This window comes from Chryseobacterium sp. CS2K3, assembly GCF_059515185.1.
This window is the reverse complement of the sequence record NZ_JCAKRW010000016.1, coordinates 1-17,966: the sequence shown is the minus strand read 5'-3', so window position 1 is coordinate 17,966 and position 17,966 is coordinate 1. Positions and strand designations below refer to the sequence as shown.

At 35.3% G+C, this 17,966-nt stretch carries 23 protein-coding genes; 15 read left to right on the top strand and 8 right to left on the bottom strand.

What is annotated here, in order from left to right; all coding sequences use genetic code 11:
* Window positions 1-38: 38 nt before the first annotated feature.
* On the bottom strand, window positions 39-914 hold the full coding sequence (locus AC5YGG_RS19735) for an aldo/keto reductase (protein WP_496146144.1): 876 nt from the start codon (window positions 912-914) through the stop codon (window positions 39-41).
* Window positions 915-1,329: 415 nt separating this feature from the next.
* Here AC5YGG_RS19735 and AC5YGG_RS19730 point away from each other — a divergent pair, with 415 nt between their 5' ends.
* Window positions 1,330-1,764 (top strand): acetyltransferase, encoded by a 435-nt coding sequence (locus tag AC5YGG_RS19730; protein ID WP_496146143.1) that lies wholly within the window; start codon window positions 1,330-1,332, stop codon window positions 1,762-1,764.
* Between the two features lies 1 nt (window position 1,765).
* Window positions 1,766-2,230: a GNAT family N-acetyltransferase gene (locus AC5YGG_RS19725; RefSeq protein WP_496146142.1), complete on the top strand. Its 465-nt coding sequence runs from the start codon at window positions 1,766-1,768 to the stop codon at window positions 2,228-2,230.
* Here AC5YGG_RS19725 and AC5YGG_RS19720 read toward each other — a convergent pair.
* The 3 genes from AC5YGG_RS19720 to AC5YGG_RS19710 are packed head-to-tail and all read right to left on the bottom strand — an operon-like array spanning window position 2,227 to window position 4,443.
* On the bottom strand, window positions 2,227-2,742 hold the full coding sequence (locus AC5YGG_RS19720) for a GNAT family N-acetyltransferase (protein WP_496146141.1): 516 nt from the start codon (window positions 2,740-2,742) through the stop codon (window positions 2,227-2,229). The genes AC5YGG_RS19725 and AC5YGG_RS19720 overlap by 4 nt on opposite strands.
* Window positions 2,743-2,753: 11 nt before the next feature.
* Entirely contained in the window at window positions 2,754-3,656 is a 903-nt protein-coding gene (locus tag AC5YGG_RS19715) for a LysR family transcriptional regulator (RefSeq protein WP_496146140.1), read from the bottom strand.
* 40 nt (window positions 3,657-3,696) lie between these two features.
* Entirely contained in the window at window positions 3,697-4,443 is a 747-nt protein-coding gene (locus tag AC5YGG_RS19710; RefSeq protein ID WP_496146139.1) for a metallophosphoesterase family protein, read from the bottom strand.
* Between the two features lie 306 nt (window positions 4,444-4,749).
* On the opposite strand from AC5YGG_RS19710, the gene AC5YGG_RS19705 reads away from it, so the two are divergent.
* The 7 genes from AC5YGG_RS19705 (at window position 4,750) to AC5YGG_RS19675 (ending at window position 9,869) form a co-directional block, all read left to right on the top strand.
* On the top strand, window positions 4,750-5,364 hold the full coding sequence (locus AC5YGG_RS19705) for an NAD(P)H-dependent oxidoreductase (protein WP_496146138.1): 615 nt from the start codon (window positions 4,750-4,752) through the stop codon (window positions 5,362-5,364).
* Complete coding sequence (locus AC5YGG_RS19700; protein ID WP_496146137.1) at window positions 5,364-5,651, top strand: putative quinol monooxygenase; 288 nt, start codon at window positions 5,364-5,366, stop codon at window positions 5,649-5,651. Before AC5YGG_RS19705 ends, AC5YGG_RS19700 begins: the two co-directional genes overlap by 1 nt.
* Before the next feature lie 2 nt (window positions 5,652-5,653).
* Complete coding sequence (locus AC5YGG_RS19695) at window positions 5,654-6,409, top strand: type 1 glutamine amidotransferase domain-containing protein (RefSeq protein ID WP_496146136.1); 756 nt, start codon at window positions 5,654-5,656, stop codon at window positions 6,407-6,409.
* A 253-nt stretch (window positions 6,410-6,662) separates the two neighbouring features.
* Window positions 6,663-7,646, top strand: a complete 984-nt coding sequence (locus AC5YGG_RS19690; RefSeq protein WP_496146135.1) for an aldo/keto reductase — start codon at window positions 6,663-6,665, stop codon at window positions 7,644-7,646.
* Window positions 7,647-7,902: 256 nt separating this feature from the next.
* Window positions 7,903-8,088, top strand: a complete 186-nt coding sequence (locus AC5YGG_RS19685; RefSeq protein WP_496146134.1) for a hypothetical protein — start codon at window positions 7,903-7,905, stop codon at window positions 8,086-8,088.
* A 234-nt stretch (window positions 8,089-8,322) separates the two neighbouring features.
* Window positions 8,323-9,291 carry a cyclase family protein gene (locus AC5YGG_RS19680; protein WP_496146133.1) on the top strand — a complete coding sequence of 323 codons (969 nt, stop codon included), beginning with the start codon at window positions 8,323-8,325 and terminating at the stop codon, window positions 9,289-9,291.
* Window positions 9,292-9,380: 89 nt separating this feature from the next.
* Window positions 9,381-9,869, top strand: a complete 489-nt coding sequence (locus AC5YGG_RS19675; protein ID WP_496146132.1) for a VOC family protein — start codon at window positions 9,381-9,383, stop codon at window positions 9,867-9,869.
* A 171-nt stretch (window positions 9,870-10,040) separates the two neighbouring features.
* On the opposite strand, the gene AC5YGG_RS19670 is transcribed toward AC5YGG_RS19675, so the two are convergent.
* The 3 genes from AC5YGG_RS19670 to AC5YGG_RS19660 form a co-directional block, all read right to left on the bottom strand.
* Window positions 10,041-10,484, bottom strand: a complete 444-nt coding sequence (locus AC5YGG_RS19670; RefSeq protein ID WP_496146131.1) for a carboxymuconolactone decarboxylase family protein — start codon at window positions 10,482-10,484, stop codon at window positions 10,041-10,043.
* A gap of 5 nt (window positions 10,485-10,489) precedes the next feature.
* Window positions 10,490-10,921, bottom strand: a complete 432-nt coding sequence (locus tag AC5YGG_RS19665; protein ID WP_496146130.1) for a DoxX family protein — start codon at window positions 10,919-10,921, stop codon at window positions 10,490-10,492.
* A gap of 63 nt (window positions 10,922-10,984) precedes the next feature.
* A complete protein-coding gene (locus AC5YGG_RS19660) occupies window positions 10,985-11,557 on the bottom strand; it encodes a Crp/Fnr family transcriptional regulator (RefSeq protein WP_496146129.1) in 573 nt (190 codons plus the stop codon).
* A gap of 66 nt (window positions 11,558-11,623) precedes the next feature.
* On the opposite strand from AC5YGG_RS19660, the gene AC5YGG_RS19655 reads away from it, so the two are divergent.
* From AC5YGG_RS19655 to AC5YGG_RS19640, 4 genes are all read left to right on the top strand, one after another.
* Entirely contained in the window at window positions 11,624-11,989 is a 366-nt protein-coding gene (locus AC5YGG_RS19655; RefSeq protein WP_496146128.1) for a DUF1304 domain-containing protein, read from the top strand.
* A gap of 877 nt (window positions 11,990-12,866) precedes the next feature.
* Window positions 12,867-14,117: a quaternary amine ABC transporter ATP-binding protein gene (locus tag AC5YGG_RS19650; protein ID WP_496146127.1), complete on the top strand. Its 1,251-nt coding sequence runs from the start codon at window positions 12,867-12,869 to the stop codon at window positions 14,115-14,117.
* A gap of 1 nt (window position 14,118) precedes the next feature.
* Entirely contained in the window at window positions 14,119-14,946 is an 828-nt protein-coding gene (locus AC5YGG_RS19645) for an ABC transporter permease (protein WP_496146126.1), read from the top strand.
* 1 nt (window position 14,947) lies between these two features.
* Window positions 14,948-15,802, top strand: a complete 855-nt coding sequence (locus tag AC5YGG_RS19640; protein WP_496146125.1) for a glycine betaine ABC transporter substrate-binding protein — start codon at window positions 14,948-14,950, stop codon at window positions 15,800-15,802.
* Window positions 15,803-15,871: 69 nt separating this feature from the next.
* Here the strand turns inward: AC5YGG_RS19640 and AC5YGG_RS19635 are convergent, their stop codons facing one another.
* Window positions 15,872-16,261 (bottom strand): winged helix-turn-helix transcriptional regulator, encoded by a 390-nt coding sequence (locus AC5YGG_RS19635; RefSeq protein ID WP_496146199.1) that lies wholly within the window; start codon window positions 16,259-16,261, stop codon window positions 15,872-15,874.
* Window positions 16,262-16,352: 91 nt separating this feature from the next.
* Here AC5YGG_RS19635 and AC5YGG_RS19630 point away from each other — a divergent pair, with 91 nt between their 5' ends.
* Both AC5YGG_RS19630 and AC5YGG_RS19625 read left to right on the top strand, forming a co-directional pair.
* On the top strand, window positions 16,353-17,345 hold the full coding sequence (locus AC5YGG_RS19630) for an NADP-dependent oxidoreductase (RefSeq protein WP_496146124.1): 993 nt from the start codon (window positions 16,353-16,355) through the stop codon (window positions 17,343-17,345).
* The gene (locus AC5YGG_RS19625; protein ID WP_496146123.1) at window positions 17,338-17,820 is read left to right on the top strand and encodes a cupin domain-containing protein; all 483 of its coding nucleotides are present in this window, start codon (window positions 17,338-17,340) and stop codon (window positions 17,818-17,820) included. Before AC5YGG_RS19630 ends, AC5YGG_RS19625 begins: the two co-directional genes overlap by 8 nt.
* Window positions 17,821-17,966 lie beyond the last annotated feature (146 nt).

The window sequence follows — 17,966 nt, the reverse complement described above, 5'->3', positions numbered from 1 at the left end:
CTATGTGCAATCTGCGGGAAATATCTTATTAATTAAGCTTAAATATCTGCTACAGCATTCAGCATTTTCTGCTCCCATTCCGGATCTTTCGGATCAAAGAACAATCTTTTTCCTGTATCTAAAGAACGAACGACATTCATTTCATCTTCTGTCAACTCAAAATCAAATACATTAAAGTTTTCTTCAATTCTTGACGGTGTTACAGATTTCGGAATGACAACAAAACCTTCCTGCAAATGCCATCTCAGGATTACCTGAGCTACTGTTTTTCCATATTTCCCGGCAATTGCTTTTAACTCTTCATTAGATAAAAGATTTGCATTTCCGTTTCCAAGCGGGCTCCAAGGCTGAGTGATAATATTATTTTCTCTATCATAAACCTGCAATTCTTTTTGCTGGAATACCGGATGCAGCTCAATTTGATTGATTACCGGAAGAATTGTAGAATTTGCCTTCAATTCCTCTAGTTTTTCAACTGTAAAATTACAGACACCAATTGCTTTGATTTTTCCTTCGTTATAAAGTTCCTCTAAAGCTTTCCATGTTCCAATAAAATCTCCATACGGCCAGTGGATAAGATACATATCCAGATAGTCCATCTGCAATCTGTCTAATGTTCTCTGAAAAGCACTTTTTGCTTTCTCATATCCATGATCCTGAACCCAAACTTTTGAAGTAATAAACAATTCATCTCTATTTACCCCGCTATCTTTTACCGCTGCTCCTACCGCAGTTTCATTTTGGTAAATAGCAGCCGTATCAATCATTCTGTATCCAGTCTGAATTGCTTTAAGAACTGCATTTTCACATTCTTTCAAATCTTCCATCTGCCACACTCCAAAGCCTAAAGCAGGAATATCTACTCCGTTATTTAAGGTAACTACAGGTTGTCCTGTATATGTTTTCTTTTGCATAAATCTTTATTTTAATGATTAATATAAAGTGATTAAACAAATTTGCGATAAAAAATCGGAAGTTGCGCTTACCAATTTTACTGTTTTTTGTTAAAAAAATGTTATTTAATAAGTGTTTCCTGTAATATTGGGAAATCACAAAGACACTATTCTTTCTTTTGGAGACGTTGTATTTAGTGGGCAAAGGTTTTATCTACGATACTTTCTTATAATTGCCACTGATGCACGAATTATTTTACCTGTATATTCGTGTGATAAAAAATAATTAATCATTTATTAATGCATTCGGAGAAAAAAAATCAGCCGTATATTAAAGTCCATTATGATTGCTTTTTGCAAACTAAAAAACTTTTATACATCTCATACTCTCTGGTTTCAACACCTATTTTCACTATTTTTGTGAAAATTTAAAATTATGTCACACCCAATAAGACTTGCCAGCACTGAAGACTATCCAAAAATCATGGAGATCTGGGAATCTGCAGTAAAAGCCACTCACGATTTCCTTGCTGAAGAAGATTTCAATGAGTTTAAAGAAGCGATTCCTAGAGATTACCTTCCTCATTTAGAAGTTTATTTAATTACTGAAGATAATGATCCAAAAGGTTTTGCTTCCGTAGCTGAAGGCAATCTTGAAATGCTTTTCATTCATAATGATATGCGTGGAAAAGGCTATGGTAAAGAACTTTACCGCTTTATGAAAGAACAGACCGGACTTACCAAAGTAGATGTTAATGAGCAAAATCCACAGGCAATTGGGTTTTATGAAAAAATGGGCTTTAAAAGAGTGGGAAGATCAGAAAAAGATGGTTCAGGAAAAGATTATCCGCTTATCCATATGAGTTTATAATATGGAACGATTTATCTTTAATAAAATTGATAAAGATTCGGCAATCCCATATGAATTACTTTTGTTAGCAGATGAAACAATTGATGCCGTTAATCAGTATATTTTTAAATGTGACATCTATTTGCTCAGCGACGGAACGGAAAATATTGCTGTAATGGCTTTATATAAAAACAGTGATTCTGAGCTTGAAATCAAAAACATTGCTGTTATTGAAAGGTACAGAAGCAAAGGAATCGGAAGTATTTTAATCAATAAAGCAAAAGAAATTGCTTTTAACTATCATTACAAAATACTGAGTGTAGGGACTTCGGATACCGGCTTTCAACAGATCAGGTTTTATGAGAAAAACGGTTTCAAAAAAACAGGGATACGTAAAGATTTCTTTATTGAAAATTACCCATCCCCGATTTATGAAAACGGTTTGCAGATGCGAGATATGGTTATTTTAGAATTTTCTTTATTTTAACCTTTCCAATCTGCTTGTTGAATAGCATAAATTAAGCCTTTATGCCCATCAAAATTAAATTCCTTATTAAAAGTCAGCCCTAATTTCTGTAATACCATTATAGAAGCTGTATTTTCAGACATTGCTCTCCCAACAATTCTGTTAAGATGTAACTGTTCAAATCCATATTTCAAACAGGCGGTAGCACTTTCTGTGGCTAATCCTTTATTCCAATGCTCCTCAAAGAATCTAAAACCAATATCTGTTTCATTTTTAGAACCGTCATATTTCAGCCCACACCATCCTAAAAATTCATGACTCGATTGATCAATTACAGCCCATCTTCCATATCCATTGACTTCATAATCCTTATAGTTTTCCAAGAAAGTATAGGCATCTTCAATATTTTTAAAGGATGAATCTCCAGTATATCTTATAACATTCGGATTTTCATTCAGCTTATAAAAATCAACTGCATCTTCAACAGTTAATTCCCTTAACAAAAGCCGATTTGTTTCCAAAACTTTCTTCATTTCAAACTGTATTAATTTTTACTCATCATCTTACGAAATAATCCTTTTATATGTTCTATTTCCGTTTGATAATTGGTTTTCTTTCTGCAACCAAAATATAAGGTATTTTCAAGTTTTTTCTTGCCTTCCCAGATCAGTTTTACTTCTCCGTTATCAATCTCATTTTTGCATAAAAAATCAGGAACCACAGCCAAGCCGGAACCTCCTTTCAGACAACGGATGATGGAGTTTAAGTTCGGTACAATATAATTCGGGCGGAAATTTGGTTTGTGTCCAAAATTCAATGTCCAGAATTGGAAAAGATGTTCCATATCTCCGGTGGTTCCGTACCATTTCTCATTCTTCAGCCACGCTTCGATCTGTTCAATATCTTTTGTTTTCAAAACCTTCTTGAATGCCTCTGTATCTACATCTTTCCCCCCTACCAGAATAATCTGTTCGGAAGAAAAAGCTTCATGTTCTATATTGGGTGAAGAACCTTTTTTAGGAGTGATGATAAGATCTAAAATACCTTTATCCAGCTGATCAAGCATTTCAGGATATTCTCCAAAACTAATGATCAGGTTAAAAGGCAGTGAAGAAACATATTGTTCCAAAGTGGTCTGAAAAGTTTCAAAACACATTCCCACACTAATAGTAGGTGTATGTTTTTCCGTAGATTTCTGGAAATTCTTTTCTACATCTTCCAGTTTGGTAAGAGGTTCCGCTACCGCATTGAATAACACTTTCCCTCTCTCTGTAGGAATCATTTTTCTTCCGGTTCTGTCGAACAATTTATATCCTACATACGCTTCCAGTGAACTTAAGTGTAAGCTCACCCCGGGCTGTGAAATGAATAAGGCATCAGCTGCGCCTGTCAATGTCCCGGTTTTATAGATCGCCTTAAAAGTACGATACCATTCTAAGTTAACCATGACTTAATTATTAATATTATAATGCAAAGTTACAAAATAATTATAATATTAATACATTTTCGTTTTTCAGGAAAGAAGCATAATAATCCGGAATTTCACTTTCTTTGATCCTTTCTATCACTTCTTCAATCGGATAGCTTAGCTGTATGATTTCAGGAGTTATCTTTTCTTCAGTTAAGGTCAATATTAAATAAGAAGCAAGACGGTTTTCTTCCTTGGATCTGCCAACAGAACCACAATTGACAGCCCATTTCTTATTTTCAAACTGTTTTGTGAATGATATATGAGTATGCCCCATCATAATAATATCAGACTTTGATTCTTGCAGCATATTGGTAAAAACCTCATCATGTTCTGATTCGTATAAGTAAGTATCATTGCTTTCCAGACTGGAATGTACCAACTGAATATTCCAGTGTTTATCGGCTATCTTATAGTTTAATTTCAGGTGAAAAGGAAGTTCGGAAAGAAATTTTTTATTTTCTTCTGTAATATGTTTTTTCGAGTAATCAATCGCAACAAATCTCGCCTTTGTTTCTTCTTCAGAATGCTTAGCTAAAGGAAAAACAGGTAAATCAAAAGCAATTCTTTCATCATGATTTCCAAGAATACAAGGGATGTTTAAATTTTTAATTCTTTCTATCACTTCATTTCCCCAAGGAGCAAAATCTACAAGATCACCCAGACAGAACTTCTGGCGAATTCCTCTCTCTTCAATATCCTTCAACACTGCTTCCAATGCAGGAAGGTTCCCATGCACATCACCAAAAACTGCTATCTGTATCATTGTCTGTCAATTTGTTAATCAAATGTACGGGACAAATGGAAATTCCAGCTCAGAGATAGCATGACATTTCACCATGGTAAAGGTTAATTTTTGCATCATAAAGTCAATCCTCAATTTGCTTCCCAAGTGAATAGTGAATGATTACGAGCTATAAAAATTCACAAGTAAAACGAATTCACAATTCATCATTCACATTATAAATTTGACAATATAAATATTCTGATACATTGCTATAATTTATATTATTTTTATTATACAAAACTCCATAGTAACTTTGCAGAGTAAAATTTAAACAATCATAAAAAAATGAAAAAAGTATTAATCATCAACGGAGGACAAAACTTCGGACATTCCGGAGGAAAATATAATCAGACTATCGCAGAAAATACATTAGCCGTTCTTAAAGAATTTGATAATGTGGAAGTGAAGGTTACAAATGTAAGTGAAAATTATGACAAACATGAAGAAGTACAAAAATTCGTTTGGGCAGATTATATCATTTACCACACCCCCATCTGGTGGTTTCAACTTCCGAACGGATTGAAAAAATATATTGATGAAGTTTTCACAGCAGGTCACGCTAAAGGTATTTATATGAGTGATGGAAGAAATGCTGCCAATCCTGAAATCAACTACGGAACAGGAGGAATGCTTGGCGGAAGAAAATATATGCTGACTACAAGCTGGAATGCTCCTGCAACAGCCTTTACCCTTCCTGGAGAGTTCTTTGATGAGAAAAGTGTAGACGAAGGACCTCTATTCGGGTTCCACAGAATGAACGCTTTCGTATCTTTAGAAAAAATGGACAGCTTCCACTTCCATGATGTGGAAAAGAATGCCAACGTAGAGCGTGATATGAAACTTTACAGAGACCATGTGAGAAATGTATTTGAAAAAGAATTAAAACCAGAATTAGTATAATGAAAATTCACCTTACCGCAGTTATTAAAGCCAAAGAAGAACACCGTTCAGAAGTATTGGAAGTTCTTCAGAATATGGTAAAAGAAACAAGAAAAGAAGAAGCCAACGAACTGTATAACCTTCACCAGGGAATTGAAGACAAAAATCATTTTGTATTCTACGAAATCTGGAAAAGTGAAGAAGGATTAGCACAGCATAATGAACAGCCTTATATTAAAGCTTTCAGTGCTTTGATTGATGAAAAACTTCAGGAAGTACCTCAGCTTTACATCACCAACCTCATTTAAGAATGAAAAAACTGGCGCTTTTATTTCTAAGCCTTTTCACAATAGGATTTATTCAGGCTCAACACCAAAAATCTATTGATATGAAAAAGAAAATTCTATTCGTTGTAACCAGCCATGACAAAAAAGGCAGCACAGACGAAAAAACAGGATATTATCTGGGCGAAGTTTCCCATCCGTGGGAAGTTCTTCACAAAGCAGGATATGAAATTGACTTTGTAAGTCCGAAAGGCGGAACTCCACCAGTAGACGGATTTGATTTAAAAGATCCTGTCAACAAAGAATTCTGGGAAAACAAGGAATATAGAAACAAGATTGATCATTCTTTAACACCGTCACAGATAAACCCAAAAGATTACTCAACAATATTTTATGCGGGCGGACATGGAGCGATGTGGGATCTGGCTGATAATAAAGAATTGGCAGATATTGCCTCAACTATTTATGAAAACGGAGGAATTGTAGCAGGTGTATGCCACGGACCGGCAGGTTTGGTAAATATCAAACTGAATAACGGAAAATATCTGGTAGATGGTAAAAAGATCAATGCTTTTACCAATGAAGAAGAAGCCGCCGTAAAATTAACAGATGTTGTTCCCTTCTTACTGGAAAATAAATTAAAAGAAAGAGGAGCACAATTTGAAAAATCCGGACTTTGGCAGAATCATGTTGTTTCAGATCAAAAAGTTATTACCGGACAAAATCCACAATCTGCAAAGAGTGTTGGAGAAGCAATTTTAAAAGAATTAAATAACAAATAATTTTAACCACAAAAGGCACAAAAGTTTTTAACACTTAAGTAAACAGAAGTGATGATGCAGACTGTTGAGAAAAGCACCTAAGTTTTAGAAAATCTCCAATTTTCACGAGTATCTAATCGAACGACTGAAAATTCTCCTCCTCTGGAGGGGTGGCAAATCAAAGATTTGACGGGGTGGTTTACAAAACGTCTGTAAGATCTCTAATGTCTTTCAAGGTTTAACACACAATAACAAATTTTAAAAACAAGAAAAAATGGAATACAGAAAATTAGGAAATACAGATTTAGAATTATCAGCAATCACACACGGAGCTTTTGCAATCGGTGGTAATATGTGGGGTGGTAATGAAAAACAAGATTCTATTAACTCTATTCACGCATCATTGGATCATGGAGTAACTTCTATCGATACGGCACCTTTCTACGGTTTCGGATTAAGTGAAGAAATGATTGGTGAAGCCATTAAAGGAAAAGACCGTTCAAAAATCCAGCTGTTAACAAAATTCGGTTTGGTATGGGATGGAAGCAACAACGGAAAAGGAGAATTTTTCTTTGATGCTGAAGATGAAGGAAAAGTAATTCCTGTCTATAAATTAGCTTCTAAAGCCAATATCATCAAAGAAGTTGAAGAAAGCTTAAAAAGACTGGGTACTGATTATATCGACCTTTTACAACTTCACTGGCCAGACAGCACAACAGCAATCAGTGAAACAATGGAAGCTATGGAATTATTAATCCAACAAGGAAAAGTTCGCTCTGCAGGGGTAAGTAACTACAGTGTTGCCCAAATGGAGGAAGCAAACAGAACGTTGAAATTGGCAAGCAACCAGGTTTCTTACAGTATGCTGAACCGTTCTATTGAAAGCGACCTTGTTCCTTATTCTTTAGAGAACAATTCAGGGATCATCGTATACAGCCCAATGGAAAGAGGTCTTTTAACAGGTAAATATTTCAAGGATAACAAATTAAAAGACAACGACCACAGAAACGGTTATTTCTCTCAGTTTGATTTAAATAAAGTAAAAACGTTCCTTGAAAAAATTGAACCGATTGCTCAGGAAAAAGGAGCTAGCCTTTCTCAATTGGTATTAAGATGGACTACTCTACAGCCAGCCATTACAGTAGTATTAGCAGGAGCAAGAAATGCAGAACAGGCTATTGATAATGCAAAAGCAATGGATATCAACCTTTCTCAGGAGGAATTAACATTCATCAACGCTGCTTTAAGCGAGATTTAATATAAAAGCTGGGAGCTGGAAGAAGGAGGATGGAAGTACTGTCAGGTTATTGATGACTTTCAATCCTTTGATTCAAGTTATCATCAGGCTGTAAGATGGAAATATGAAGTTGAAAACACTAGCGTGTATTGTTAACTTACAGTCTGTAATTTAATTAAAAGTTGGAAGCCGGAAGAAGGAGGATGGAAGTATTGTCAGGTTATTGATGACTTTCAATCCTTTGATGCAAATTATCATCAGGCTGTAAGATGGAAATATGAAGTTGAAAACACTAGCGTGTATTGTTAACTTACAGTCTGTTAATTTAATTAAAAGTTGGAAGCCGGAAGAAGGAGGATGGAAGTATTGTCAGGTTATTGATGACTTTCAATCCTTTGATGCAAATTATCATCAGGCTGTAAGATGGAAATATGAAGTTGAAAGCACTAGTGTGTATTGTTAACTTACAATCTGTTAATTTGAATAATTACAACAACTTATTTAATACAATATCAGCTGTTGGGTGACTTCAAAAAACTTCCCTCTCCCCTCCTCCAGCTTCCTTTATCTTTAAAGGAAAGTAAAACAAGAAGCATATTTCAAATAAACGGAATGTCAGTTGTTCAAAGACCGCAACAACTCCCCTCTTCCAGCTTCCCACTTCCCTTCTCTTATTTAACCTATACATCATAAAAAAATGAAAAAGAATCTGATCAAAACATTCGGGTTAGTAACCCTATTGACAATAAACAGCATTGCGTTAAACGCACAAACCCTTGTAAATCAGGAAGATAAATCATGGTATCCGTCAACGTACGGAGCTCAGGATGAAATCGGAGCGGCAAATTTATTAACTCCTGAAGTGGTAAAACAAGCACTAGGATTAGTAAAACAAGGTAAAACTTTAGCATTAGCTGTTCCTATTGATAAAAATTTACCAGCTTTCAGACACAGAAGCTTCAACCTTTACAATATTCAACCGGGAGAACAAGGTGGAAAAAGTATTGGTCCTAACAAATTTACATTCAACGACGAATTAGTGAACGGATGGACCGGAGTTGGAACTCAGCTTAACGGTATCGGGCACATTGGTATTGACAATGTTTACTACAACGGAAATAAAGCTACCGATTTCGTAACCGTAGAAGGTGTAAAAAAACTTGGTGTTGAAAAAGTACCTCCATTTGTGACCAGAGGCGTAGTGCTTGATATGGTGGCTCATTATGGAAAAGCTATCGTACCTGGTGGAACAGAATTCACCGTTGAAGATATCAAAGCTGTTTTAAAGAAACAAGGTCTTACTTTAAGAAAAGGAGATGTTATTCTTTTCAATACAGGATGGCTTAAACTGGTAGGTAAAGACAACAAACAGTTCTTAGAAACTGAACCGGGAATCGGAATGGATGCTGCCAAATGGTTAGCAGACCAAGGAATTGTAGCTTTTGGTGGTGATACATGGGCTTCTGAGGTATACCCAAATCCAAAAAGTAAAGAAGAATTTCCAATCAACCAATATATGCTTGCCAAAAAAGGAATCTATAACTTAGAATTAATCGACAGCCGTCCATTGGTTAAGCAAAAAGTTTGGGAGTTCCTATTTGTCTTAGGACAACCTTTATATGTAGGATCTACACAAGTAAATGTAAATCCGGTGGCTATTTATTAGTTTAAATATCAAAAATAAGACGTAATTTAAGATCCTAAATCTGAGTTACTGATCACACAATTTTAATATCAATTACAAAATTTTAAACAATGGAAAACACAACAAAAGGGTTCACTCGCGCCAATCACGTAGGAATCACTGTAAAAAATTTAGAGAAATCAATTGCTTTTTATGAGGCATTGACCGGAACTAAAGTTTCCAATATCGACGTTATCGGTGGGGAAAGAATGGCAAAGACACAAGGTCTTACAGATACTAAAATAAAGTTTGCCAACCTTAAATTAGATAATATCAATCTTGATATTCTTGAATACGTAATTCCTGAAGCTGAACAGGCATCTTACTCCAACAATCAGATCAGTGCCATGCACCTTTGTTTTGAAGTAGACAGTATTGATGAAGCTATGCAGAGATTAAAGGAAATTGGTGTAGAACCGGATGGAGAACCCATTGTATTTGAAGAATCTGACGGATTAAAAGCCGGATACGGAACTGCAGTTGCTTATTTCCAGGATCCTGATGGAACTAACCTTGAAATTATCGCTCCACAAGGACCTTTCCAAAGAAAGAACCCATAAAAATGAGGAACAAATAAGAAGTAATTTCGTAAACAAACTTAATATTTACCATTAAGATTTATTTTAGAATTAATACCACGGAATCTTTCGCTTTGTTATTCACATCATAAAAAAAGAGCTTTTCAATACTGAAAAGCTCTTTTTTTGTTAATAACCGACACCAATACCTTTCTATTTAGCAATTGGCAAATGTGTACTGATGGCAATTCTGTTCCATGCATTGATAGTAATGATCGCCATAATAATCTGAGCAATCTGAGCTTCATCAAAGAACTTTTTAGCTTTCTGGTAGGTTTCATCAGTTAATCCTTTTTGGCTGATCAAAGTAATTTCCTCAGTCATTGCCAAAAGTACCTGCTCTTCTTCTGTAAAAAACTCTTTTGCCTCTGTCCAGCCATCTAAAATAAAGATTCTTTGAGGTGTTTCCCCATATTTAATGGCATCTTTGGTGTGCATATCCAGACAAAAAGCACACTTATTGATCTGGGAAGCCCTGATTTTAATTAATTCCTTTTGAATATGGTTTAAAGAAGTATTCTGTAAATACCCTTCCAGTCCCAACATTGCTTTGTACGCTGCGGCATCAGTAGTTGCCATGTTAAATCTTGCACTCATTATATTTATTTTTTGGTTAATTGATCGATACTAAAAGAATATTTTTGCTGCACAGCCAGTAAAAGAGCGGCAGCACTTCCCACCCAGACTGAATAATTGAGTGGAGCTTTAGAACCTAATGCAATGGTCATTGATACGGCAAAAATCAAGAGTAAAATACTGCTTCCATAAGCTGCAATTCTTGTTTTAAAGCCAGCAATCAGCATCAATGGAAATAGAATTTCTAAAAATGTAGCTGCATAAGCAGAGAAAATACTCAAAGCTTCCGGAAGAAAAAAAGTCAGTGATCTTGTATATTCTTCAAAGCTTTTCATATTTCCCCATGAAGAATTTCCTGCACTCCACAATCCGAAACGGTCTGCCACTGCAGAAAGCATGGTCACAGCAATTGCCAGTCTTAAAAATAGCTGCGGAAATTGATTTTGTGTATTTGTCATTGCACTCGCTTTTAATTACATGACAAATTTCCGATATCCGATCCGTAAAAAACTTAAACTGGTTTAAGAACGTAATTTTGCTTTAATCTCACTCAAATATTCCGGAGTAAAACCAAGAAATGAGGCAATAAGATATTGGGGAATTCTCTGAATAAACCATGGATATAATGTACTGAAATGAACATAAAGCTCCTCTCTCGAGTACTCAGCCAGATAACGGAGTTTTCTTTCAGAAGCAGCATAAGCGCGCTGATATATAATTCTGAAATATTTTTCCATTACCGGATGTTTCTCTAATAATAATTCCTGATTTTTAAAATCAATAACAAGAATGGTTGATTTTTCAACAGACTGAATATTGAAGTCCGTCTGCATCTGCCGTTCATAGGCAAAGGTATCAGTCACCCACCAGTTTTCAATGGCAAACTGAGTAGTATGTTCTACCCCTTTTTCATTGATAAAATATTTTCTCAGACACCCCTCTATCACAAAATACATATTCCTGCATACTTCACCTTCCAGCATCAGGGTTTCCTTCTTTTTGACCTTTAAGACTTCAAAGAATGAAAAAATTGAAATATACTCATCGTCTGATACCGTAATGAATTTGTTTAAATGTGCCTTAAAATTATCCATCTTTAGAATTGAATACTCAAACTTAACTTTATTTTTTTAGTTTTACAATGACAAAAATATTAAATCATGGAACTCATTGCCAAAATTCTTATCGCTGTTGTTGCAATAGAACACCTGTATATTCTTTGGATGGAAATGTTTGCCTGGGAAACCAAAGGAAAGGAAGTTTTCAAAGCAGCCCTACCTGCAGAAATGTTCAAACCCACAAAAGGATTAGCTGCCAATCAGGGATTGTACAATGGTTTTCTTTCGGCTGGATTAATCTGGTCTTTTCTGATTAAAGATCCGCAATGGCAGGATAATATAGCATTGTTCTTTTTAGGATGTGTAGCAGTAGCAGGCATTTATGGAGCCATTTCTGCTACGAAGAAAATCTTTTTTGTTCAGGCTTTGCCGGCAATATTAGCAATCATTGCGGTTTTACTGAAATAATTTTCTGGATATTTGTTGGAAAAACGCTAAGGGCGCAAAAGTTTTTCCTTTTGATACGTTGTATTTAAGGCGCTAGGATTTTATCTGCGATAAAATTGAATACCGCTCATTTTAATGCCATTAATACACGAATAAAATACTGCTTGCATAATTTCATATAAAATCTATGTGTCTATCTGGTTTAATAATTTTTACCATTTAGACTTTGAACTGTATATAAATTATTCGTGCATTCGTGGCAAAATAATAACAGTGTTGCACTGCTGAAAATCTTCGATTTTCTTGCGCCTTAAAAAACAGCATATTATTTTAAGATCTTTGCGTCTTATCGTTTTCCAACAAAATAAAATTTCCAAAAATTTTTCATCTGTAAAATTTTCAAAAGACTTTTATCCTGAATGATAAGGAGAAATTTACCAAGAAGATCTCATTCCATAACTTGACTTAAAACCAGCTTCTTAGGTTCTTAAAAAACCATTTAAAATAAAATTCGTAAATTTGCATCGCTGTAAAAATCTGATATACAGGTTTTTTACGGTGGTCTACATTTTGATGCAATGTAGGAATTCAAGTTGTTCAGTACACATATCTTTAATTACCTCATCAGTAATTTAATTATAGAATTGATGTAAAAGGTTCATTTCTTTTTACATAAGACACTCTTTTTTCTAGAGTAAAATCTATTGAAATATTTAAAATAAACATAAGGCAGGAGGGCTTTGTGCTTTTATTTTTTTGTCATAAGCTTTTAATGATAAAAGCTTGGAGAACTATTTTTTATGCTCGCCACCAAAAGAACAACACCCAAAGATTAAATGTTTAATCGTATAATGATATACCACATTGTGTATCAATTATTAATTAAAAAATTCTGAATATGGAAAAAAATGAAAACAGTAGAAAAGTAAAACTTAAAGTTGAGGATCTGACTATTATTTTTGGTAAAAACAAAGAAAAAGCACAGGAACTTTTAGACAAAGGTTTTTCCAAAAAAGAAATTCTTGAAAAAACAGGCTGTACAGTAGGAATCAACAAAGCAAGTTTTGAAATCTATGAAGGAGAATTCTTTGTAATTATGGGATTATCCGGAAGTGGAAAATCTACCCTACTCCGATGTCTTAACAGGCTGAATGAGCCTACTTCTGGAAAAGTATACATCAATGATGATGATATTACAAGTAAAAACAACAAGCAATTGCTGGAAGTAAGAAGAACCGAGATGAGTATGGTATTTCAAAAATTCGGATTACTTCCCCATCACAACATCTTAGACAATGCCGGTTTCGGACTTGAAATCAGAGGTGAAAGCAAAGCTTCCCGAGACGAAAAGGCACAAAAAGCATTAGATATTGTAGGTTTAAGTGGTTTCGAAAATCAATATCCTTCTCAACTTTCAGGAGGAATGCAGCAGAGAGTAGGCTTAGCAAGAGCCTTAGCAAATGATCCGGAAGTACTGCTGATGGATGAAGCTTTCTCTGCGCTGGATCCTTTAATAAAATCTGAAATGCAGGATCAGATGCTCGAACTGCAAAACACTTTACAAAAAACCATTGTCTTCATTACCCACGATTTGGATGAAGCCATAAAGATTGGTGACCGTATCGTCATTATGAAAGATGGGGTTATAGAGCAAATAGGAACTGCAGAAGATATTTTGACCAATCCCGCAAGTGATTATGTAAAAGCATTTGTAGAGAAGGTAGACCGTAAAACAATTATCACTGCAAGATCTTTAATGTTCGACAAAGCAACCGTAGTACGTTTTAGAAAAGACGGTCCCGAGGGAGCTTTAAGAAAAATGAGAGCTACAGGATTGGAAAACTTGCCTGTTGTAGATTTCCAAAATAAATTTCTTGGTTTTGTAACACTTAATGACGTTGTCAGAATTGCAAAAAAGAAAGAACCTACAGTACAATCCATTATCAACAGCAATGTGCCTTCTGTCTATCCCGAAGTAACTGTAGAAGAAATGTTACCACTGATTTCAGGAAGCAAATCTGCCATTGCTGTTATAGACGAAAACAATAAATTTTTAGGTCTTGTTACCCAATTATCTCTTGTCATAGAGGCTACTAAATTTAACGAAGAAGAAATCATTGAATTAAAAGAAATCGCAAACAACCAATAAGATGAATAAAATTATAGATATAGGTCAATATGTAGAAACTGCAATCAATTGGCTCACGGAAAACGGAAAACCTGTATTTGATATTATAAAACATATAGGAAACTCTTCGATTATGGGGATTGAATGGATCCTTATAAATACTCCTTTTTATGTCATCATACTCTTTATTTCCCTCTTAGCATTATGGAAAGCCGGAAAAGGTATCGCCATAGTAACTGTTGCAGGGTTGAGCCTGATATTTTTAATGGGATTATGGAAAGAAACTATGGAAACACTGGCGCTTATTTTCGTGGCTACCATCACTGCCTTGGTCTTTTCCATCCCTCTGGGAATTTTAGCGGCAAAAAATAAAATTGCGGCAAAAATTATTCGTCCTTTACTGGATTTAATGCAGACGATGCCCGCTTTTGTTTATTTGATTCCGGCTGTACTGTTTTTCAGTATCGGGAAAGTTCCGGGGGCTTTTGCAACCATCATTTTTGCCATGCCGCCAGCAGTACGTTTAACAACACTGGGAATTGAATCTGTTCCGAAAGATATTGTAGAAGCGGCACGCGCTTTTGGAGCAACAAACCGTCAGATTTTATTTAAAGTAGAACTTCCTCTGGCTATGAAAACTATTTTAACAGGTATCAATCAAACCATCCTTTTATCACTTTCTATGGTTGTGATCGCCGGAATGATTGCCGCAGGTGGATTGGGAGAAAAAGTACTGGAAGGAATTAACAACCTGGATATCGGACTTGGATTTGAAAGCGGATTATCTGTTGTTATTTTAGCCATCATTCTCGATAGGATTACCCAGGGATTTGTAAAGAAAAAACAATAAGATGAAACACATAAAATATCTATTTTTTCCCATTTTAATAGCAGTGTTTGCTGTATTAAACTCATGCGGAAACATAAAAAACTCTAAATACATTACCATAGGAATGGTAGATGGCTGGGCAGAAGATGTTGCCATGACTCATGTAGCCAAAGCTATTTTGGACCAGCAGGGTTATCATGTTATTATTCAAAAAGCGTCTACAGATATGATTCTGGCGTCCATGAATAATGAAGATACAGACCTTTTTATGGGAGTCTGGCTTCCTTACACCCATGCTAAGAAACTCGCCAAATTTCCAGGATTAATGCATATTGGAACCAACTATGACAATGGTCGTATTGGATTAGTTGTTCCAGAATATGTTCCTATTCACTCTATTGAAGAGCTTAATCAGCATAAGGATCAATTCAATCACAGAATCATTGGAATTGAAAAAGGGGCGGGATTAACTACCGGAACAGATAAAGCTATTGTAGATTATAAATTGGATTATAAACAGATCAATTCTTCCACTATTGCCATGATTACTGAATTACAGAATGCCATACAACGTAAAGAATGGATTGTAGTAACCGGATGGCAGCCCCACTGGATGTTTGGTAAGATGAAACTGAAGTTTCTTGAAGACCCCAAAAAGATTTTTGGTGAATCTGAACAGATTAAGACCTATGCAAGAAAAAGCTTCAGTAAAGATCATCCTGATTTAGCGGAATTCTTTTCCAGACTTCACTTTGATGATGAAAACATGAGTGATCTTTTAATCCAAATGGAGCACAGTAAAAATAAGGAAGAAACCGCCAAAGAATGGGTGAAAGCACACGCCGAACTGGTTAATTCCTGGCTCAACAAAAAATAGTATAACCAACTATTTATATGACTGTAAATCCTCAACTCTCATGAGTCTGAGGATTTTTTTATTGCTCTTTTAAGATCCTGAAGTAGCCATTGATTCCTTAATCTTCTCTCTATGAAGTATACCCCAGTTCACCAATGTCTCTGTCACCGGAAATACAGATTTCCCATATTCCGTCACAGCATACGTAACGGTAATTGGTTTTGTATTCTGAATGGTTCTTGTGATCAGGAGATTCGCTTCCAGTTCTTTCAGTTCTTTACTTAACATTTTAGCGGAAATCCCTTCAATACCTCGTTCTAATTTTTTAAAATGAATCTGTTGATCAGTTCTATTAGTCAGATAACGTAAAATCATCAGTTTCCATTTTCCGCCCAATACATCAAGACTGTCACGCATTGCAAACAATTCTTCAGTACAGCTTGCCTCTCTTTCTATTCCGTTTTCAATAATTTTTGCCATAATAGTTTCATCAAGGTAACTAGTAACCATTTGTTAACTAGTAGCAAATATAAACTATTCCCGCTTTACATTTGTACATCAAATCAATCATATGAAAGCAGTCATTTTAAATAAAAACTTTGAACTTGAAGATGGTTTCACGGACAACCCTCAGCCTAAACCTCATGAAGTATTAATCCAGATTAAAGCAAGCGGTTTCAACCCTATTGATTATCAGATGTTGGAAAACGAACTGGAACGAAAGCTCATCAGTTCTCCCATATTGGGACGCGAATTATCCGGAATTGTAGTAGAAAAAGGAGCAGAGGTCACTCAGTTCAATATTGGAGACGAAGTTTTCTGTGGAAGTGGGTCTATGGGAAGTAACGGAACTTATGCAGAGTATATTTCAGTTCCCGAAGTGATCGTCGCCCATAAACCAAAAAATATTTCTTTTGAACAGGCAGCCGCTATTCCATCCGCAGGGCTTACTTCTCTGCAAATTTTTAAAAGACTAAAATTACAGCCAGAGCAATCTATTCTCATTACCGGAGCAGCTGGAGGTGTGGGTTCCTTTTTAATTACAATTCTATTAGCGCACCACATTGAAAATTTCGTTGCCACTGTGGGAAGTGAAGAAAACAGCCAGATGCTTCTCAACATGGGAGTAAAAGCTCATCAAATCGTTAACTATAAGGAAAACAACCTTATAGAAAACATTTTACAGGCTAATCATCATCAACCTTTTGATATTGGTATTGATCTGGTAGGAAACTATATGGCTGAAATTACCGCTGAAGTATTGAAAATTAACGGAACCTATGTAGATGTTACCGCTCTTGTCACTAAGGATGCTCATGAAATTCTTTTCAACAAAGGAACTTTAATCATGAATATCTCCAATTATGCTTACAGCATGGTCAAAAAGTATGATTATTACAAAAACAGTCTGGAAGAAATTACAGTGCTTTTTGAAAACAACTCCATCATTTCACCTCAATACAAGATAATCGGTAATCTTTCTTTGGAAACTGTTCTCAAAGCTCATTCCATGCTTAAAAACAACCAGACCCAAGGTCATAAACTCATTATGAAAAATGCATAAATCAATAAACAACATACCAAGACGAATCGTAACAGGCATTAAAAACGGAAAATCTATTATCGTAGAAGATCAGCAGGTAGAAAATTCAGTAGAACACTTCCCCGGGCTGATCATTTCAGATATATGGAATACTCAGGCAACTCCTGCACCCCTTGATTTTGAAACAAAAATTCCCAATACCGGATTTCCACAAACTCCTAAAAATGGAACCTATTTCCGATATGTAGTGATCCCACCTGATAAAGACTTAGGAGTTGAATTCAAGAAAGGAGAACCTCATCCGATGATGCACCAAACGCCTACATTAGATTATATTATTATTCTTTCCGGTGAATTACATCTTATTATGGATGAAGGCGAAACACTTCTAAAACCGGGAGATGTTGTAATCCAAAGAGGAACCAATCATGCATGGAGTAACAGATCTGATGAACCTTGCATACAGCTTGCTGTTTTAATAGATGCTAAAGATTAATTTTTTATACCAAAAAGATCTGCTAAATCTGTGAGAGTTATATTTTTTGTTGGAAATCGCAAAGGCGCAAAGATCTTAAAATAATATGCTGTTTTTTAAGGCGCAAGAAAATCGAAGATTTTCAGCAGGCAACATTTTTATTATTT

Coding starts and splice junctions, on each gene's coding strand:
- AC5YGG_RS19735 (WP_496146144.1), bottom strand. CDS start 914: ATGCAAAAGAAAACATATACAGGACAACCTGTAGTTACCTTAAATAAC.
- AC5YGG_RS19730 (WP_496146143.1), top strand. CDS start 1,330: ATGTCACACCCAATAAGACTTGCCAGCACTGAAGACTATCCAAAAATC.
- AC5YGG_RS19725 (WP_496146142.1), top strand. CDS start 1,766: ATGGAACGATTTATCTTTAATAAAATTGATAAAGATTCGGCAATCCCA.
- AC5YGG_RS19720 (WP_496146141.1), bottom strand. CDS start 2,742: ATGAAGAAAGTTTTGGAAACAAATCGGCTTTTGTTAAGGGAATTAACT.
- AC5YGG_RS19715 (WP_496146140.1), bottom strand. CDS start 3,656: ATGGTTAACTTAGAATGGTATCGTACTTTTAAGGCGATCTATAAAACC.
- AC5YGG_RS19710 (WP_496146139.1), bottom strand. CDS start 4,443: ATGATACAGATAGCAGTTTTTGGTGATGTGCATGGGAACCTTCCTGCA.
- AC5YGG_RS19705 (WP_496146138.1), top strand. CDS start 4,750: ATGAAAAAAGTATTAATCATCAACGGAGGACAAAACTTCGGACATTCC.
- AC5YGG_RS19700 (WP_496146137.1), top strand. CDS start 5,364: ATGAAAATTCACCTTACCGCAGTTATTAAAGCCAAAGAAGAACACCGT.
- AC5YGG_RS19695 (WP_496146136.1), top strand. CDS start 5,654: ATGAAAAAACTGGCGCTTTTATTTCTAAGCCTTTTCACAATAGGATTT.
- AC5YGG_RS19690 (WP_496146135.1), top strand. CDS start 6,663: ATGGAATACAGAAAATTAGGAAATACAGATTTAGAATTATCAGCAATC.
- AC5YGG_RS19685 (WP_496146134.1), top strand. CDS start 7,903: ATGAAGTTGAAAACACTAGCGTGTATTGTTAACTTACAGTCTGTTAAT.
- AC5YGG_RS19680 (WP_496146133.1), top strand. CDS start 8,323: ATGAAAAAGAATCTGATCAAAACATTCGGGTTAGTAACCCTATTGACA.
- AC5YGG_RS19675 (WP_496146132.1), top strand. CDS start 9,381: ATGGAAAACACAACAAAAGGGTTCACTCGCGCCAATCACGTAGGAATC.
- AC5YGG_RS19670 (WP_496146131.1), bottom strand. CDS start 10,484: ATGAGTGCAAGATTTAACATGGCAACTACTGATGCCGCAGCGTACAAA.
- AC5YGG_RS19665 (WP_496146130.1), bottom strand. CDS start 10,921: ATGACAAATACACAAAATCAATTTCCGCAGCTATTTTTAAGACTGGCA.
- AC5YGG_RS19660 (WP_496146129.1), bottom strand. CDS start 11,557: ATGGATAATTTTAAGGCACATTTAAACAAATTCATTACGGTATCAGAC.
- AC5YGG_RS19655 (WP_496146128.1), top strand. CDS start 11,624: ATGGAACTCATTGCCAAAATTCTTATCGCTGTTGTTGCAATAGAACAC.
- AC5YGG_RS19650 (WP_496146127.1), top strand. CDS start 12,867: ATGGAAAAAAATGAAAACAGTAGAAAAGTAAAACTTAAAGTTGAGGAT.
- AC5YGG_RS19645 (WP_496146126.1), top strand. CDS start 14,119: ATGAATAAAATTATAGATATAGGTCAATATGTAGAAACTGCAATCAAT.
- AC5YGG_RS19640 (WP_496146125.1), top strand. CDS start 14,948: ATGAAACACATAAAATATCTATTTTTTCCCATTTTAATAGCAGTGTTT.
- AC5YGG_RS19635 (WP_496146199.1), bottom strand. CDS start 16,261: ATGGCAAAAATTATTGAAAACGGAATAGAAAGAGAGGCAAGCTGTACT.
- AC5YGG_RS19630 (WP_496146124.1), top strand. CDS start 16,353: ATGAAAGCAGTCATTTTAAATAAAAACTTTGAACTTGAAGATGGTTTC.
- AC5YGG_RS19625 (WP_496146123.1), top strand. CDS start 17,338: ATGCATAAATCAATAAACAACATACCAAGACGAATCGTAACAGGCATT.